We start from the raw sequence: 17,215 nt of genomic DNA, 5'->3' as shown, positions 1-17,215 counted from the left end.
ACTGGCAACGACGCCGCCACTCAGGCGGATCGGCCGAGGCGAAAGGGACGGGATCATGGCCGAGGACTTCAGCCGAGCGCGGACCATCCTCGAAGACGCCCTCGTGGAAGACCCCGACAACGGTGTGTACCGGGTGCGGCGGAGCGTCTTCACCGACGAGGAACTCTTCGAGCTTGAGATGAAGCACATCTTCGAGGGGAACTGGGTCTATCTCGCGCACGAGAGCCAGATACCCGAGGTCGGCGACTACTTCACGACGTACATCGGACGCCAGCCCGTCGTCATCTCCCGTGACAAACAAGGCGAGTTGCACTGCCTGATCAATGCGTGCAGCCATCGCGGCGCGATGCTCTGCCGGCGGAAGACCGACAACCGCACCACCTTCACCTGCCCGTTCCACGGCTGGACCTTCAACAACAGCGGCAAGCTGCTGAAGGTGAAGGACCCGCGCGGGGCCGGCTACCCGGAGCAGTTCAACACCGACGGCTCGCACGACCTGAGGAAGGTCGCGCGTTTCGAGAGCTACCGGGGCTTCCTCTTCGGGAGTCTCAACCCGGACGTCAAGCCGCTCCGCGAGCACCTGGGCGACGCGGCCGTCGTCATCGACATGGTCGTCGACCAGTCACCGCAGGGCCTGGAGGTGCTGCGCGGCTCCTCGACGTACCAGTACGACGGCAACTGGAAGCTCCAGGCCGAGAACGGCGCCGACGGGTACCACGTCTCCGCCACGCACTGGAACTACGCGGCCACCCAGGCCCGCCGTACCTCGGGCGAGTCGAAGAACGACACCAGGACGATGGACGCGGGCGGCTGGTCCAAGCAGCAGGGCGGCTACTACTCCTTCGACCACGGCCATCTGCTGCTGTGGACGAAGTGGCTCGATCCGGCCAACCGGCCGTTGTTCGAGCGGCGGGACGAGTTGGCGGCTGAATTCGGGGAGGAGAAGGCCGACTGGATGATCGGCGTGTCCCGGAATCTGTGCCTGTACCCGAACGTCTACCTGATGGACCAGTTCAGCTCGCAGATCCGGCACTTCCGGCCGATCTCCGTGGACAGGACCGAGGTCACCATCTACTGCATCGCCCCGAAGGGCGAGCCGGCCGACGACCGCACCCGCAGGATCCGGCAGTACGAGGACTTCTTCAACGCCACCGGCATGGCCACGCCCGACGACCTGGAGGAGTTCCGCTCCTGCCAGAAGACGTATCTGGCCGAGTCCATGCCCTGGAACGACCTGAGCCGTGGCGCCGTGCACCAGATCGACGGCCCGGACGAGGACGCGCAGAAGATCGGCATCAACCCGGTCTCCAGCGGTGTGCGTACGGAGGACGAGGGCCTCTACTCCGTCCAGCACGGCTACTGGCTCGACACGATGCGCAAGGCCCTGGACATGGAGGTGGCGAAGTGACCGCAGCAGTCGAAGAGTTGACCCTCGACGCCGTTGAGGAAGTCCGCCGGTTCCTCTACCGGGAGGCCCGCCACCTCGACGACCGCGAGTTCGAGAAGTGGCTGGAGTGCTACCACCCGGACGCCGAGTTCTGGATGCCCGCCTGGGCGGACGACGACGGACTCACCCGAGACCCGCAGCGCGAGATCTCCCTCGTCTACTACCCGAACCGGGCCGGCCTGGAAGACCGCGTCTTCCGCATCCGCACCGACCGCTCCAGCGCCACGAGCCTGCCCGAGCCGCGCACCGGCCACAACATCACCAACGTCGAAATCACCGGCCGCGACGGCGACCTGCTGGACGTGCGCTTCAACTGGTTCACGCTCTACTACCGCTACCAGACGACCGACACGTACTTCGGCACCTCCTTCTACCGGCTCGACGTCTCCGGCCCCGAGCCGCTGATCGTCGCCAAGAAGGTCGTCCTGAAGAACGACTACGTGCACCACGTCGTCGACATCTACCACGTCTGAAATGAGCCCGAGCATGTCCTTCCAGGTCGCCCTGAACTTCGAGGACGGCATCACCCGGTTCATCGAGTGCCGTCCGGACGAGACCGTCGCCGAAGCCTCCTACAAGGCCCGCATCAACATCCCGCTCGACTGCCGTGACGGCGCCTGCGGCACCTGCAAATCGCTGTGCGAGTCGGGGAGTTACGACGGCGGCGACTACATCGACGAGGCGCTCTCCGACGACGAGGCCGCCGACGGTTACTGCCTGCCGTGCCAGATGACCCCGCACAGCGACCTCGTGCTGAGCATCCCGTCCTCCTCCGCGGCGGCCAAGACCGCCGCCGCCACCCATACGGCCACCGTCGCCGAGGTCACGCACCACTCCGCCACCACCGTCGGGTTCACCCTCGACCTCGACGACCGCGACGCGCTGGACTTCCTGCCCGGCCAGTACGTCAACATCGCGGTCCCCGGTACCGACCAGACCCGCTCGTACTCCTTCAGTTCCGGACCCGACCAGCGCCGGCTCTCCTTCCTGGTGCGGATCGTGCCGGGCGGAGCGATGTCCGGTTACCTCACCGAGCGCGCCCGGGTCGGCGACCGCCTTGAGCTCACCGGTCCGATGGGCAGCTTCTATCTGCGCGAACTCACCCGCCCCGCACTGCTGTTGGCGGGCGGCACCGGCCTCGCGCCGCTCCTCTCGATGCTGGAGCGGATGACGCGACAGCCGTCCGCCCACCCGGTGCACCTGATCTACGGCGTGACCACCGACCAGGACCTCGTCCACCTGGACAACCTGGAGGACTACGCGAAGGTCGTCCCCGGCTTCACCTTCGACCACTGCGTGGCCGACCCCGCGAGTACCGCCCGCAACAAGGGGTTCGCCACCGGCCTGATGGACGCCGGAACCCTCCACGACGGCGACGGGGACGTCTACCTGTGCGGCCCGCCCGCCATGGTCGAGGCCGTACGCGGTCACATCACGTCCCTCGGTGTGGCTCCCGCGAGCTTCCACTACGAGAAGTTCACCCCCGCCGCCGCACCCGAACCGCGGGAGACGGCGGAGGCGGCGGCGTGAGCGCGGCCACCGTCCACGCGGACCGGTTCGCCGGCAAGAACGTCGTGGTCACCGGCGCGGCCCAGGGCATCGGCCTCGCGGTCGCCCGCAGGCTGGCGGCCGAGTCGGCCCGGCTGACCCTCGTCGACCGGTCCGGACTCGTCCGCGAGACGGCCGCGGAGCTCGGTGCGCAGGCCGTGACGGCCGACCTGGAGTCGTACGCCGGAGCGGAAGCCGCGATCGCCGCCGCGCTGGCGGAACACGGCCGGATCGACGTCCTGGTCAACAACGTGGGCGGAGCGATCAACTTCAAGCCGTACACCGAGTTCACCGCCGATGAGATAGCGGCGGAGATCACGCGATCGCTGCTCACCACGCTGTGGTCCTGCCGCGCGGTGCTCCCGTCGATGACGGAACAGGGGCGCGGCGTGATCGTCAACGTCTCGTCGGCGGCGACCCGCGGCATCCACCGCATCCCCTACTCCGCGGCCAAGGGCGGCATCAACGCGCTCACCAAGTCGCTCGCCTTCGAGTACGCCGACGCCGGGGTCCGTGTCGTCGCGACCGCACCGGGCGGCACCGAGGCGCCCCCGCGCAAGATCTCCCGCGGCACCCCGACACCACGAACCGCCCGGGAAGCGGACTGGTTCCAGGCCCACATCGACCAGACCCTCGCCGCCAGCCTGCTGAAGCGCTACGGCACGCTCGACGAGCAGGCCGCCGCGATCTGCTTCCTCGCGTCCGACGAGGCGTCCTACATCACCGGCACGGTGCTTCCCGTGGCCGGCGGCGACCTCGGCTGACCGTTCACCCGCCCGCCCCGCCGCCCGGCCTCCTCCCCTTCTCGTGGCCGGGCGGCGGCAACTCCCCGTCCGCTCACCGCACTTGGGGGCCTGATGAACAGTCCACTCCACAGACCCGCCGACCGGCGGCAGCCCGCCGGCCTGCGCTGGATCGTCGCCGTTGTCGGCGCCCTGGTGTCCTTCCTCGTCCCCCGCCGTTCCAGCGAGCCGGCCGCCGAAAGACAAGAAGCCCCCGTCCCGGGCCCGCTGAAGGCCGACGCTGCTAGCGTGCTGGCCCATGAACAACGGCCCTGAGCTGCAGCGAACGCTGATCGGGCGGGTCGGCGAGGTCGCCGCTCTGACCCGCCTGACCGGGTCCGCCCGCGCGGGGCACCCCTGCTTGGCACTCGTCGAGGGTCCGGCGGGGATCGGCAAGACGACTCTGGTCGATCAGGTACTGGAAGCCCAGCGCGGCCGAGCCGAGGAGCCCGTGCCCCACGTCCTGCGCGTCACCGGGGTCGCCTGGGAATCGGACCTGCCGCTCGGCGTCGCCGACCAGCTCGTCCGCGCCCACGGCGACGGGATCCCGATGCCCGACCCGGCGGCCCCGGACGCCGTACTCCGGACCTCCCGGATCCTGCACCAGCAGTGGACGTCCGTGCAGAAGACGGAGCCGCTGGTCGTGATCGTCGACGACGCCCACTGGGCGGACGCGGAGAGCCTGCGCGCCGCCCGCTCCACCATGCGCCGGATGTCGAACGAGCGGGTACTCCTCCTCCTGGTCGCGCGGGACGAACCGTACGAGCTGTACGACGCGCGCAGGGGCCAGGAGGAGCTGCCGCTCTCGGCCCTGCGGACCCTGGAATTCCTCGACGGCTGCAAAGACGTCGCTGTCCGACTCGGGCCGCTGACCGCCGAAGACGTCCGGACACTCGCCCGCGAGGTCCACGGACTGACCTTGGATCTCGCCGCGGCCCGCCACCTGTGCCGCCACACCCTCGGCAACCCTCGCCACCTCACGCAGCTGCTCCGCGAACTGCCCCGTGACACCTGGCACGACTGGCGACCCGAACTGCCCGCGCCAGGCCGCTACGCCGCAGCCGTACGCCACCGGCTCGCCCGATGCCAGGAGAGCACCCGTCGACTGGTGGAGGCGTGTTCCGTACTCGGCGACGACGCCGCGCTGTCCGAGGCCACCGAACTGGCCGGGCTCGGCGACGCCCTGCCCGCGGTCGACGAAGCACGGGCGGCGGGGCTGCTCACGCCCACCATCGACCCCGGACGCACCCAGCTGGCCTTCACCCACCCCCTGGTGCGGGCCGCCGTACTCACCGGCCTCACGCTCACCCACCGCGCCGAACTGCACCAACGCGCCGCCGAGTGCACCACGGACCGCGGCAGGCAACTGGGGTACCGGGTCGCCGCCACCAGCACGGCGGACGACGCGCTCGCCGACGAACTCGACGCGTACGCCGCCGAGTGCGGCTCCGCCGGCGAGTGGTCCGCGGTGGCCGACGCCCTGGTGCGGGCCGGCCGCCTCAGCACCTCGCGAGCCGTACGCGAAGACCGGCTGCTGCGGGCCGTCGACGCGATGACCGGGGCCGGTGACGTGCCGCAGGCAACCGCCTTCGCCGCGGAACTGGAGAGCTTTCCCGCGGGCATCCTGCGGGACGTGGTCCTCGGCTATCTGGCCATCGTGCGCGGCCGCCCGGCCGAGGCCGAGTCCTTCCTGGCCCAGGCCTGGGAGCGGTGCGATCCGGCGAGGCACGCCGATCTGATGGCCAGGATCTGCCAGCGGCGTGTCCTGCACGCGCTGGGCCGGTTCGACGGCCACGACGTGGTGACCTGGGCCCGCCGGGCCATCGACCTCGCGGACCCCGACGACCCCTCGGCCGTCGAGTCGGAAGCCGTGCTCGGGCTCGGACTGGCCATGGCGGGGCGCCCCGAACAAGCCCTCGCCGCCTACGAGTCGGCCGCCGCCAAACTCCCCAGCGGGGCGCAGCCCCAGCGCTTCCAGCTCGGCCGCGGCTGGGTGGACCTCGCCCTGGACGCCCCGGAGGCCGCCCGCCGGCGACTCGAAGCGGCCGTGCCCACCGGCTACCGGATGGGCTCCACCCGCATCTCCCTGTGGGCACAAGCGTGGCTGGCCCGTACGCAGTTCGCGCTCGGCGCCTGGCCGGAGGCTTTGGAGACCGTGCAGCGGGCTGCTGTCCGCCTGGTCGACGTACGGATCGAACTGTCCCGCCCGCTGGTCCACTGGACCGGAGCGCAGATCCACGCCCTGCGGGGGGACTGGGAGGCGGCCGAGCGCCACGTGGGTGAGGCCCTCGCGGCCCCGCACCACTACGAGGTCATGCTGATCCCGTCCTGCCTGGCCCGTGCCCAGGTCGCCGAGGCGCGTGGCGACTACGAACGCGTGGTGGAGGCGCTGTCACCGGTCGTGCACTTCCCGCAGCGCCTTTCGGTCGACGAGCCCGGCTTCTGGCCGTGGCCGGACGTGTACGCCAACGCCCTGGTGATGACGGGCCGACTCGACGAGGCCGACGCGTTCCTCGCCCCGCACGAGGAACTGGCCGCCCGACGCACACGGCGCGCCGCCATGGCCCGGCTCGGGGTGGCCCGCGGGCGGCTCACCGCCGCCCGAGGCGACATCGACCCCGCACGCGAGGTCTTCGAGCAGGCCCTCGCCCACCTCGAACACCTTCCCCTGCCGTACGACCGCGCCCGGGTCAACTTCGCCTACGGCCAGACACTGCGCCGTGCCGGGAAACGCCGTGAGGCCGACACCGTCCTGAAGAACGCCCGCGACGCCTACGCCGCGCTCCGCGCTCGTGCCTACGTCGAACGCTGCGATCGCGAACTGAAGGCCGGCGGCCTGCGCACCGCGCGCCCCGGCATGGCCCGCCTCACGCCGCAGGAACAGGCCGTCGCCCGCCTCGTGTCGGCGGGCGCGACCAATCAGCAGGCGGCCCTGGAGCTGTTCATCTCCGTCAAGACCGTCCAGTACCACCTGACGCACGTCTACTCCAAGCTGGGCATCCGCTCCCGCAGTGAACTGGCGGCCCGTTTCCGGGAGTTGCCGACGGAGCCCGACCGCTGAGCCGCTCCGGGCGAGCTTCGCTCAGGGATGCAGTGCGCTGGGCACGACGACTTCACCGGTGGTGCGACCGCTCGCGTCGAGCAGCCAGCCCATCCGCTTCGCCGAACGCAACGACACCGCGCTGTCCACGAGGTTCAGCCACGGCAGCCGGTCCCCGAGCAGACGCTCCAGGCGCAGCAGATCCGCCAGCGAGCGGGTCCACACGATGAACATCATGTTGGTGTCGCCGGTGGTCGAGACGCACAGCCGAAGCTCGGGCAGGGTCCGCAGAGCGGCCACCGTGCGCTCGTGCTCCAGCGCCGGGACGCGGGCCAGCCAGGTGCAGCAGATGGGCCAGTGCGACTGCACCTGCGCGACCTCGCAGCGGAAGGACAGCAGCTGCGATGCGAGCAGCCGGGCCAGCTGTCGGCGTACCGTCGCCGGATTGCGCCCGGTGATCCTCGCCAGGTCCGCCGCGGTACGCCGGCCGTCCGCGGCGAGGGCTTCGACAAGGGGCCAGGCGCCGGGCGGCGGTTCCACCCGGTTCTCGGGGCGATGGCGCCGGGCCGTGGTCTCCAGCGCCACGAGCTGCTGCCGGTCGAGCGCGTCGAGCCGCCAGTCGCTGCCCTGCTGGTGCACCTCCTTCGCCAGATACGTGCGATAGCGCTGCACGCCCTCCACCTGGGGCAGGTCGTCGAGCACGAAGGCCGTCAGCGCGGGCAGGTCCGGCGTCATGACCGTCAGCAGCAGATCGCGCCCACGGGCCGACTCCTCGATCGTGACGGCCCGCGGGTCCTGGCACAGCGCGCGCACGACGGCGGCGCGGGCACCGGGGGAGCAGTCCACCTCGACGAAGGCGACGACCAGATTCCGGGAGGCGTCGGGGTGCGCGGTGACCCAGGCGAGGCCCTCCTCGCTCAGCCGCTGCCAGCGCGCGGCCAGGGTGCCCGGCGTCGAGCCGAGCACGCGAGCGGCCTCAGCCCAGCCGATCCGTGGGGAGATCTGCAGCGTGTTGATGAGCGCAAGGTCCTGCTCATCGAGTCCTGATGTCACGGATCCTCGGTTCTCAGTGGACTTCTTGAGCGAATCAATCGATCTGGGCCGTAGATGTAATCACGCTCCCACACTGTCAACCACTCATCAACGGCATGACTCACATCACAACCGGAGGTGTCTGCGAGATGACTGTGCTGGAAGACGCGCACGCGATGGCCGGCGAACTCGCCGCGCTGCGCCACGCTCTGCACGCCGAGCCGGAGATCGGCCTGGACCTGCCTCGCACCCAGGAGAAAGTGCTGACCGCCCTTCAGGGGCTGCCGCTGGAGATCAGCACCGGCACCGGCACGACCTCGGTCACCGCGGTCCTGCGCGGCACCGCGAGCGGCAGCGCACCCGACGCTCCGGTCGTCCTGCTCCGCGGCGACATGGACGCGCTGCCCGTACAGGAGGCCGACGGCCTGCCCTACGCCTCCAAGGTCGAGGGCGCCATGCACGCCTGCGGCCACGACCTGCACACCTCCATGCTCGTCGGCGCCGCCCGTCTGCTCGTCCAGCACCGGGACAAGCTGCACGGAGACGTCGTGCTGATGTTCCAGCCCGGAGAGGAGGGATGGGACGGCGCGGGCGTCATGCTCGACGAGGGGGTCCTGCAGGCCGCGGGCCGGCCGGTCGATGCGGCGTACGCCCTGCACGTCTTCTCCGGGCTGGTCCCGCAGGGGCAGTTCGTCTCCCGGCCGGGGACGGTCATGTCCGCCTCGGACGCCCTGTACGTGACGGTCGTCGGGGCGGGCGGACACGGCTCCACGCCGCACCTGGCCAAGGACCCGGTGACCGCGGTCAGCGCGATGGTGACCCAGTTGCAGGCGATGGTGACCCGGGAGTTCGACATCTTCGACCCGGTCGTGGTGACAGTCGGCTCCCTGCACGCCGGCACCCGGCGCAACGTCATCCCCGAGACCGCGACCTTCGAAGCCACGGTCCGCACGTTCTCCGCAGCCGCCCGCGAGCGCATGATGGAGGCCGCCCCGCGTCTGCTGCGCGGGATCGCCGCGGCGTACGGTGTCGGGGTCGACGTCGACTACGTGGCGGAGTACCCGCTGACCGTCACCGACGCCGACGAGACCGCGCACGTCCAACGGACCGTCGGCGAACTCTTCGGCGCCGACCGGTACCGCTCCATGGAACATCCCCTCGGCGGCTCGGAGGACTTCTCGCGCGTGCTCGGGGCGGTGCCCGGCAGCTTCGTCGGCCTCGGGGCGGTCCCGACCGGTCTCGACCCGGCCCGCGCCCCCTTCAACCACTCCCCGTACGCCCGGTACGACGACGCCGTGCTCGCCGACGGCGCCGCCCTCTACGCGGAACTCGCCGTGCAGCGCCTGATGAACGGCACCGGCTCGGCAGTTCCGGCCAGCACCTCGACGCGGACCGGAGACGCTCATGGCTGATATCAAGGACACCGTGACCGCACAGCGGCCGGTGGCCCGGCAGAGCCGCCTGAAGACGGTCGTCGGCACCGGCGTCGGCAACGCCCTTGAGTGGTTCGACTGGAACATCTACGCGATCTTCTCCCCGTTTCTCGCCGCCCAGTTCTTCAGCAAGTCGGACGGCTTGTCGGCGATCCTGGCCACCCTCGCGGTCTTCGCGGTCGGATTCGCCGCGCGGCCGCTGGGCGGCTTCCTCTTCGGCTGGATCGCGGACCGCAAGGGCCGGCGCTACGCCATGACCCTCTCGGTCGGCGGCGCCGCGGCGGGCAGCATCCTGATCGGCATCTCGCCCACATACGGCGTCGCGGGCGCGGCGGCCTCGCTCATCCTGCTGGTCGCCCGGCTCGTCCAGGGCCTCGCGCACGGCGGTGAACTCCCCGCGGCGCAGACCTACATCTCGGAGACGGCGCCGACCGAGCGGCGCGGACTGTGGGCCAGTCTCATCTACGTCTCCGGCACCATCGGCATCATGGCGGGCACCGCGCTCGGCGCCGTCATGACCTCGCTGCTCGCCCCCGGGCAGATGGACGCCTGGGGCTGGCGTGTGCCCTTCCTCCTCGGCGGTCTCTTCGGTCTCTACGCCCTCGTCATGCGGCGGCGGATGCCCGAGACGGAGGCCTTCGAGGAGACCGCCGACGACACGGGAGCCGACCGGCCGAGGATGTGGCCGGCCATCGTGGCCCACCGCAGACAAGCCCTCCAGGTCATCGGCATGACGGTCGGTCTCACCGTCGCGTACTACGCCTGGGCGGTCTACGCACCGCAGTACGCCATCAGCAGCCGCCACCTCGACCCGGCCGGCGCCCTGTGGGCCGGGCTCGCCGCCAACGCCGTCTTCCTCGTCGCCCTGCCGCTGTGGGGCGCGCTGTCGGACCGCATCGGCCGCAAACCCGTGCTGCTCATCGGCAGCATCGGCATGGCAGCGGTGATCTTCCCCCTCAACGCCTTCATCGGCCCGCACGCCTGGCAGCTCGGCGCAGCCATGACTGTGGCGATGATCTTCGTTGCGGCCGGCGCTTCGATCGTCCCCGCGGTCTACGCGGAACTCTTCCCCACCCACATCCGCACCGTCGGCGTCGCCGTCCCCTACGCCTTCTGCGTCGCCGCCTTCGGCGGGACCGCACCGTACCTGCAGACCTGGATGGGCGCCGAACTCGGTGACGCCTACTTCACCGGGTACGTCGTCGTCCTGCTCCTGATCACGTCCGCGGTGGTCGCCACCCTCCCCGAAACCAGAGGCCGCACCCTGCGGTGAACACGGCTCGCACCGCAGGGCGTACGCCCACCCGCCCGTCCCGCAGCTGCGGGGCAGGCGGGAGATTGACGACAGGGCCTAGGCCGCGTGCGCCGGGTCGGCAGCCGGGAGCCGGCCGTTCCTGCGCAGATACGGCTCACTGTCAGCCACCCGGGCCATGAACTCCACGCCCAACTGGGCCCCGAGCAGTGAGGTGTTGTTGGACCGGACATCGATCATCGGGTTGATCTCGACGATGTCGAAGCCGACGACATCGGCGTGCCGAGCGATGCCGAAGAGTGTCTGCTTCATCTCTTCGTAGCCGAACCCGTCGGGCTCCGCCGACGCGCATCCCGGGACGAGCGGCATGTCGAGGACGTCGATGTCCATGCTGACGTAGACGGCGGCTCCCGCAGGGATCTTGTCGAGCAGGCGCTCAAGCCCGTGCCGGCGGTACTGCTTCATGGTGATGACGTCATTGCCGTGACGTCGGGCGTCGGCGAGGTCGTCCTGGCTCATCCGCATGCTGCGCATACCGACCTGCACCATCTGGCCGACCTGGTTCAGGGAGGACATCTTGCGCACCGGACTGCCGTTGCCGTACTGGGCACCGTGCACGAACGGCCGGAAGTCGAGGTGCGCGTCGAAGTGCAGCAGGATGACGGGCTGTTGGTAGGCGCGGACGACGCCGTAGGAGATGGCGTGGTCGCCGCCGTAGACGACCGGCAACGCGCCCGCGTCGAGGATCTTGCGGATCGAGCGGGTGACGTTGTCCATGGTCTGCTCGGGGTTGGTGTAGACGATGTCGACGTCGCCGCAGTCGGCGATGCGGTTGTTCTTGGTCTCGTGCACCAGGTAACGGCGGTCCTCGTCGAGGTCGTAGTAGCCACCGTGCCGCTGCGTGGGACCGTACTCCGCGTACCGGACGGACATCTCCCGGACCTGGCGCGGTGCCATGCGGGCGCCGGGGTACCAGGGCGAGCCCTCATCGCTGGGCACTCCCAGGATGGCGATGTCGGCGTCGAGTTCGTCGAGGTCACCGACGATCGGCGCCCGCATGAAGGACGGGATGCCGGTGAAAGGAAGGTTGAGCTTGGCTTCGGACACGGTGTTTCTCCGTTGCGCTTGTCAGCGGTGGGTGTGAGCGAGTGAGTGGTTTCAGTGGACAGACGCTGCGGCCGTGTCCGGCTGGGCCTTGATGTCGAGTGGCTCGATCTCTCCGACCATGAAGAGGTAGATGAGGCAGCCGACGATGGCTACGCCGGCAGCGGCGAGCAGCCCGCCGACGAAGGAGCCGGTGCTGCTGTAGATCAGGCCGATGACGAACGGGCTGGCGACGCCCGCGAGATTGGACACGGAGTTCTGGACGCCCTGGATGGTGGACGCCCACGACCGTGTGGAGAGCGGCGCGATGTCGGCGGGCAGCGTCACGATGCTCGACGTGGCGAAGGTGACCCCGCCGAAGGACAGTGACAGCAACGCCAGGGCCACCATGCTGCTGTCGACCACGGCGGCCAGGCCGATGAGCGAGGACACCAGCATCCCGGCGATGATGCAGGACTTGCGGGCGAACGTCAGGGTGTGGCCGCGCCGGACGAGTGCGTCCGAGGCCCAGCCGCCCGCGAAGTTGCCGAGGAAGGCGACGATCGCGGGGATCATGCCGAACACACCCAGCGTGAGCAGGGAGAAGCCGCGTGCCTCGACGAGGTACGACGGGAACCAGGTGATGAAGAAGTAGATGACGAAGGACTGGCAGGAGAAGCCCAGCGCCATCCCCCAGACCGTCCGGTACCGCAACAGGTCGCGCCAGCGCAGCTGTGGTGCGTCGTCCGGTGCGTCAGCGTCCTGTTTCTGGCCTGCCTCGATGTAGGCGAGCTCCGCCTCGTTGACCTTCGGATGCTGGCGCGGATCGCGGTACATCTTCAGCCAGAACACCACCCAGATCAGGCCGAGCGCACCGGTGATGATGAACGAGCCACGCCACCCGACCGCCGCGATCAGCGCGGTCACCAAGGGGGTGGCCAGGAGGGTGCCGCCGCGCGCCCCGCTGTCGTAGATGCCCGACGCCGTGCCCCGCTCCTGACGGGGGAACCACCGCTCCACGACCTTCGTGCACGCCGGGAACGCGGCCGCTTCGCCGACTCCGAGCAGCAGCCGGGCGCCGATCAGCGAACCGGCCCCGCGTACGGCCGCCATGGCGACGGTGATCAGCGACCACCAGGCGACGGCTGCCGCGTACAGGACCCGGCTGCCGAAGCGGTCGACGAGCCAGCCCATGGGTATCTGGAACAGCGAGTACGTCCAGAAGAACGCGCCGAGCAACAGGCCCGAGAGCGCGGGGTCGATATGGAGTTCTTCGGTCATGTACGGAAGCGCGACCGAAAGGTTGGCCCGGTCCACATAGGCGATGGTCAGGCCGGCGAAGGCCAGCCAGATCATGACCCATCTGACGCGGGAGCGGCGCTCCTTCGGTGGGGCGGCAGCCCCGGCGGAAGCGGTCATCGCATCTCCTCCTGGAGACCTGAGCCCGAGCCGCCACGTGTGCCGTGCCGACGCCGGACGATCACCCGGTTGCGTCTCCGCGCAGAGCCGGCGGCTCATCGATTGCGAGGAGTGTGCCGCCGACGACAGGGGTCCGTCAATAGTGACGGACCTAGGTCGTTTGTGATGGTGGACCCTCATGCATGGCAGACTTCATCCAGGACCCTGGAGAACTTGGCGGCGGTTCGCCGAACACCGCCGCCCCGCGAGGAGCGCTGTGAACGAAGCAGTACGTGCAGTACGTGACGCAGGTGACGTACGCGCGGTGCCGGGCCGGCCGGCCGACGCCGTCGGCGACGCACTGCTCATCGCCATCGACGAGGCCGGTATCCCCGTGGGCGCCCGGCAGATCAGTGCCGCACTGGTCGGCCAGGGACAGCGCCTGTCGGAATCCACCGTGGCGCGGCGACTGCGCCAGCTCGATGCGGAGGGCCTGACGCTGCAGGTGGGGGGCAAGGGGCGGGTCCTCACCCCCGCGGGAAGCCGAGCTGTCGAGCGCCTGCGGCGTACCTCGAGGAGCGCGAGCCTGGTGTCGGCGTCCGAGGTGCACACCGCCCAGGACGTACTCAATCTGCTCAAGGCCCGGCGGGCCATCGAACCCGAGGCCGTACGGGACGCCACCGCGCACATCTCCGACGCCCAACTCACTGCTCTGCGCAAGGTGGTGGCCGAGCATCACGAGCGGGCCAGGGCCAAGGAACGGCCCCCCAGGGACATCGCGCTCACGTTCCACCGCCTGCTGGCGGCTCCGGCGCAGAACCCTCTGGTGCAGGCGATGATCGCCATCGTGCTCGACGACAGCCATGACCACGTCGAGGCTGCGCTGGACGTCATCCTGGAAGCGCACCACCACAGCGCCGTGAGCGTGGCCGAACACGACTCGATCATCGAGGCCATGGCCGGGCGCGATGCAGAGCGAGCCGCCGACCTCATGCGGGCCCACCTCGACCGGCTCCTCGAAGAGGTCGACGCCTTCGTCGCCCGCTACGACGCCGAGCTGCTGGAACGCCTCCTGCGCCTCCCGTGACCGGGCCGCTCCCCAGCGGGCTCGCCCACCCCACGGAGGGGTGAAGGCAGGGACATAGGCACAGGCTATGAGCCGCTCGCCTTTTGCTTGTTGATGCCGAATCGGCGCTGCTCATAGCGTCGTACGGGGCCGCCGCACAGTCGTGCGGTGCCGGGCTGCCGGTGGTGCGGTCGGAGCACGTCAGCGTGCGCCCTCCCGACGCCCGACGATCCGATAGCGAGTCGACCTTGAGCACTTCCTGGCCGGAGTCCGCCGCGCGCGACGGCCGCAGCACGACCGGAGCCCCGTCGCCCACCCCGAGTCCCGTCCCGAGCGGGGGATCCCGGTCCAGGGGCCGCGCCCTGCTGGATCTCGTCGGATACGGATTCTTCCCCCTCGCGTTCGTCAGCCGGCTGCCGTTCGCCATGACCGTGGTCGGGACACTCACGCTGGTCTCGGACGTGCGGGGTTCACTCGCCCAGAGCGGTGCGGTGTCAGCGATGACGGGCATCGGCACGGCGGTCTTCGGCCCGATGACCGGCTCCTTCGCCGACCGGTACGGTCAGCGCCGGGTCCTGCTGATCGGTTCCGGCGTCAATGTCGCCGCTCTGGTCGGCTTCGTACTGATGACGTACTCGGCGGTGTCGATCATCTGGGTGGCCGCCGTCGGATTCCTCGTCGGTGCGAGCGCCCCGCAGGTCGCGCCGCTGTCGCGGACACGCCTGATCACTCACGTGACCGCCCGAACTCCCGCCGACGGCCGGCGCGACCCGCTCCTGTCACTTGTCATGAGTTACGAGTCCGTGGCGGACGAATCGGCGTTCGTGCTGGGCCCCGTGGTGATCGGCCTGCTGGCCACGGCTTTCGGCGCCGGGGCCCCGCTGCTCGCCGCGGGCCTGATCGCCGCCGTGTTCGTGGTGGCGTTCGCCTTTCACCGGACGGCGGCTCTGCCACAGCACCATGAGGCGGCAGCAGGACCGGTCCCGGCAGCCGCGCGGAGCCTCCTCCGTCCTCGGATCATGATCCTCCCGCTGGGCATGTTTCTGGTCGGGGCGTTCTTCGGGTCGACCTTGACGGCGCTCACCCTGTTCATGCGGGATCGCGGCATGGAGCTGTCGACAGGGATCGTCTACGGAGGGATGAGCATCGGCTCGGTCGCCACCGCGATCCTGATCGTCTTCGTCCCGGAGAGGTTGTCCCTGCGGACCCGCTGGCTGCTGTGCGCTGCGATCGTCCTCGCTGCCTCGGGCGCGCTCGTCGCCGCAACCTCGGTCGTGACGGTCACGGTGGCCCTGGCCTGTGCGGGATGCGGGGTCGGCGGCGTGATTGTGACGTTGTTCGTCATCGCCGGCCGTCGTACCCCGCAGGGCAGGACAGCCACCCTCATGACGACGCTCGCCTGCGCCCTCGTCGTCGGCCAGGCGCTGTGGACCGCCCTCGGCGGAAGCATCAGCCAGGCCCATGGCTCGACAGCCGGGTTCTTGCTGTCCGCCGCCACCGCCGCGGCGCTGATCCTGGCCGGCCTGACGAACCACTGGAGCGAACGTCGCCGCAGCGCGGACGGCGCAGGGAACGGACTCTGAGCCCCACGGCCGTGGGGCGCACTACCCCCGCGGTCGCCGGAAGGCGAGCCTTCAGACGGCCTTCACCGCGAGCCAGAGCGCGGCCAGATCACCGGTGTCGGAGATCCGCTTCCCGGTCAGGCCCTCGATGCGCCGAATGCGGTAGCGCACGGTCTGCCGGTGCACGTGCAGGGCCTCGGCCGTGCGCTGCCAGGACCTGCCCTCTGCGAGGAACGTCCGCAGGGTCGTCAGCAGTTCGTCGGCCTGCGCGGACGGCAGTGCGAGCACACGACCGAGTACGCGATCGGCGAGGGCGCGTGCCTCGACGGGGTTGCGCGGGCCGAGGAGCGGATCGGCATCGGCGTAACGCAGCAGTGGCACGCCCTCGTCCTCGGCAGTGTCGAGCGCCCAAGTCGCCTCTCGTACAGCGTCGTTGATGCGGTCGGCACGGACTGCCGGATCGCTGACACCCGCCCGGCCGCCTGGCCCGAGCGCCTGGACCAGCACCGGCACGGCAGCCTCGGGCAGCAGCGTGAGCGAGGTGCCCCCGCCGCGGTGCACCGTGGTGTGCTCGACGGCCGCCCGCCACAGGTTCAGGTGCATGTTTCTGAGCAGGTCCGGTTCGTCGTTCCGTGCCACCACGCACACCACCTCATCGAGTGCGAGGCCGAGCCCTGTCAGCTGCCGCTCGGCCACGGCCGGGGCCAGCTGGGCATCGAGGATCTGGAGCAGCAGCTCCGCACCGGTCCTGCGGTCGTGCTCGATGGTCAAGCGGGCCTGGGAGAGCGCCAGGGCACACACGGTCGCGGCGTGCTGGAGCAGCAGCGCGTCCGGTTGTTCGGTGGGCTCGGGAAGGGCGACGAGCACCGCGTCCGGGTGCGTCGGTACATCGACCAGGAGCGCCCGACGGTCCCCGCCCAGCGGGGCTGCGACGACGCCGGCGCGCAGCTTTCCGTGACGCCCGGTCAGGGCGGTGCGGATCCGCGCGGAGAGCGGTGCGACGCCCGGGTACCAGTCGCAGCCGGTCGCCCGGTCGCACACCCGGACCTCGCAGCCGAGCTCGCGGGAGAGCGCACCGGTCAACATCCTGAGACCGGCGGTCTGCGAGGAGATCTGTTGCAGCGCCTGGTAGATCCGCTCGGTGCGGATCAGGCGCTGGGACTGTTCCAGGAGTGTCGCCTCGGCGACCGCGCGGGAGATCGCGACGAACGGCATGGGGTAAGCGATCCAGAGCACCGGGAAGCCCAGTTCCTCGCTCGTCCGCGCCAGCCGCCTGGTCAGCGGCGGGGCGTACATCCGCTCGCCGATGGCCAGCGCCGCGGCACCGTGCTCGACCAGCTGCCGGACCAACTCCTCCTGGCCGGACGCGCTCCGCGGAATCGGCATGCCGTTCGTCATGAGGAGCTCGCCGCCCGCGACCCAACGCCACGGCTCGGGCAGGTCCGTTGTATGCGTCCACGCGACGGTCCGGTCCAACGCCCCGGCCCCCGAGTGGAGTTGCAGCCGCAGGTGCGGCATCTCCAGCAACTCACCCACCGCTATCGGCATGGGACGACGATAGGCCGAGCCTGA

At 70.3% G+C, this 17,215-nt stretch carries 13 protein-coding genes; 9 read left to right on the top strand and 4 right to left on the bottom strand.

The features are described 5' to 3' along the window. Positions 1–55: 55 nt before the first annotated feature. The 5 genes from benA (at position 56) to QIS96_RS06055 (ending at position 6,838) form a co-directional block, all read left to right on the top strand. Positions 56–1,408 carry a benzoate 1,2-dioxygenase large subunit gene (gene benA / locus QIS96_RS06075; RefSeq protein ID WP_282541332.1) on the top strand — a complete coding sequence of 451 codons (1,353 nt, stop codon included), beginning with the start codon at positions 56–58 and terminating at the stop codon, positions 1,406–1,408. Next, on the top strand, positions 1,405–1,920 hold the full coding sequence (gene benB / locus QIS96_RS06070) for a benzoate 1,2-dioxygenase small subunit (RefSeq protein WP_282541331.1): 516 nt from the start codon (positions 1,405–1,407) through the stop codon (positions 1,918–1,920). The genes benA and benB overlap by 4 nt, the downstream gene beginning before the upstream one ends. A 1-nt stretch (position 1,921) precedes the next feature. Further along, positions 1,922–2,977 (top strand): benzoate 1,2-dioxygenase electron transfer component BenC, encoded by a 1,056-nt coding sequence (gene benC, locus QIS96_RS06065; protein WP_282541330.1) that lies wholly within the window; start codon positions 1,922–1,924, stop codon positions 2,975–2,977. Further along, the gene (gene benD / locus QIS96_RS06060; RefSeq protein WP_282541329.1) at positions 2,974–3,759 is read left to right on the top strand and encodes a benzoate diol dehydrogenase BenD; all 786 of its coding nucleotides are present in this window, start codon (positions 2,974–2,976) and stop codon (positions 3,757–3,759) included. Before benC ends, benD begins: the two co-directional genes overlap by 4 nt. Before the next feature lie 277 nt (positions 3,760–4,036). Beyond that, on the top strand, positions 4,037–6,838 hold the full coding sequence (locus QIS96_RS06055; RefSeq protein WP_282541328.1) for a helix-turn-helix transcriptional regulator: 2,802 nt from the start codon (positions 4,037–4,039) through the stop codon (positions 6,836–6,838). 21 nt (positions 6,839–6,859) lie between these two features. On the opposite strand, the gene QIS96_RS06050 is transcribed toward QIS96_RS06055, so the two are convergent. After that, positions 6,860–7,870 (bottom strand): Lrp/AsnC family transcriptional regulator, encoded by a 1,011-nt coding sequence (locus QIS96_RS06050; RefSeq protein ID WP_282541327.1) that lies wholly within the window; start codon positions 7,868–7,870, stop codon positions 6,860–6,862. Positions 7,871–7,998: 128 nt separating this feature from the next. Between QIS96_RS06050 and QIS96_RS06045 the strand changes: the two genes are divergently transcribed. Next, positions 7,999–9,261, top strand: coding sequence for a M20 metallopeptidase family protein (locus tag QIS96_RS06045; RefSeq protein ID WP_282541326.1), 1,263 nt, complete (start codon positions 7,999–8,001; stop codon positions 9,259–9,261). Beyond that, entirely contained in the window at positions 9,254–10,555 is a 1,302-nt protein-coding gene (locus QIS96_RS06040) for an MFS transporter (RefSeq protein ID WP_282541325.1), read from the top strand. Before QIS96_RS06045 ends, QIS96_RS06040 begins: the two co-directional genes overlap by 8 nt. 78 nt (positions 10,556–10,633) lie before the next feature. Here QIS96_RS06040 and QIS96_RS06035 read toward each other — a convergent pair whose 3' ends face one another. Both QIS96_RS06035 and QIS96_RS06030 read right to left on the bottom strand, forming a co-directional pair. Further along, entirely contained in the window at positions 10,634–11,641 is a 1,008-nt protein-coding gene (locus tag QIS96_RS06035) for an arginase family protein (RefSeq protein ID WP_282541324.1), read from the bottom strand. A gap of 51 nt (positions 11,642–11,692) precedes the next feature. Next, positions 11,693–13,036 carry an MFS transporter gene (locus QIS96_RS06030; protein WP_282541323.1) on the bottom strand — a complete coding sequence of 448 codons (1,344 nt, stop codon included), beginning with the start codon at positions 13,034–13,036 and terminating at the stop codon, positions 11,693–11,695. 256 nt (positions 13,037–13,292) lie between these two features. On the opposite strand from QIS96_RS06030, the gene QIS96_RS06025 reads away from it, so the two are divergent. Then, positions 13,293–14,102: a GntR family transcriptional regulator gene (locus tag QIS96_RS06025; RefSeq protein WP_282541322.1), complete on the top strand. Its 810-nt coding sequence runs from the start codon at positions 13,293–13,295 to the stop codon at positions 14,100–14,102. A gap of 227 nt (positions 14,103–14,329) precedes the next feature. After that, complete coding sequence (locus QIS96_RS06020) at positions 14,330–15,664, top strand: MFS transporter (RefSeq protein WP_282541321.1); 1,335 nt, start codon at positions 14,330–14,332, stop codon at positions 15,662–15,664. Positions 15,665–15,715: 51 nt separating this feature from the next. Here QIS96_RS06020 and QIS96_RS06015 read toward each other — a convergent pair whose 3' ends face one another. Beyond that, the gene (locus QIS96_RS06015; RefSeq protein WP_282541320.1) at positions 15,716–17,191 is read right to left on the bottom strand and encodes a PucR family transcriptional regulator; all 1,476 of its coding nucleotides are present in this window, start codon (positions 17,189–17,191) and stop codon (positions 15,716–15,718) included. Between the last annotated feature and the right edge of the window lie 24 nt (positions 17,192–17,215).

Source organism: Streptomyces cavernicola (assembly GCF_029968035.1).
GTDB lineage: Bacteria > Actinomycetota > Actinomycetes > Streptomycetales > Streptomycetaceae > Streptomyces > Streptomyces cavernicola.
Note: the sequence above shows the minus strand (reverse complement) of the source record. Positions and strands in the feature narration are given on the sequence as shown.

What these genes read in the sequence shown, in the direction of transcription:
- QIS96_RS06015 (WP_282541320.1), bottom strand. Translation starts at nt 17,191, where the DNA reads ATGCCGATAGCGGTGGGTGAGTTGCTGGAGATGCCGCACCTGCGGCTG.
- benA (WP_282541332.1), top strand. Translation starts at nt 56, where the DNA reads ATGGCCGAGGACTTCAGCCGAGCGCGGACCATCCTCGAAGACGCCCTC.
- QIS96_RS06040 (WP_282541325.1), top strand. Translation starts at nt 9,254, where the DNA reads ATGGCTGATATCAAGGACACCGTGACCGCACAGCGGCCGGTGGCCCGG.
- QIS96_RS06030 (WP_282541323.1), bottom strand. Translation starts at nt 13,036, where the DNA reads ATGACCGCTTCCGCCGGGGCTGCCGCCCCACCGAAGGAGCGCCGCTCC.
- QIS96_RS06045 (WP_282541326.1), top strand. Translation starts at nt 7,999, where the DNA reads ATGACTGTGCTGGAAGACGCGCACGCGATGGCCGGCGAACTCGCCGCG.
- QIS96_RS06055 (WP_282541328.1), top strand. Translation starts at nt 4,037, where the DNA reads ATGAACAACGGCCCTGAGCTGCAGCGAACGCTGATCGGGCGGGTCGGC.
- benC (WP_282541330.1), top strand. Translation starts at nt 1,922, where the DNA reads ATGAGCCCGAGCATGTCCTTCCAGGTCGCCCTGAACTTCGAGGACGGC.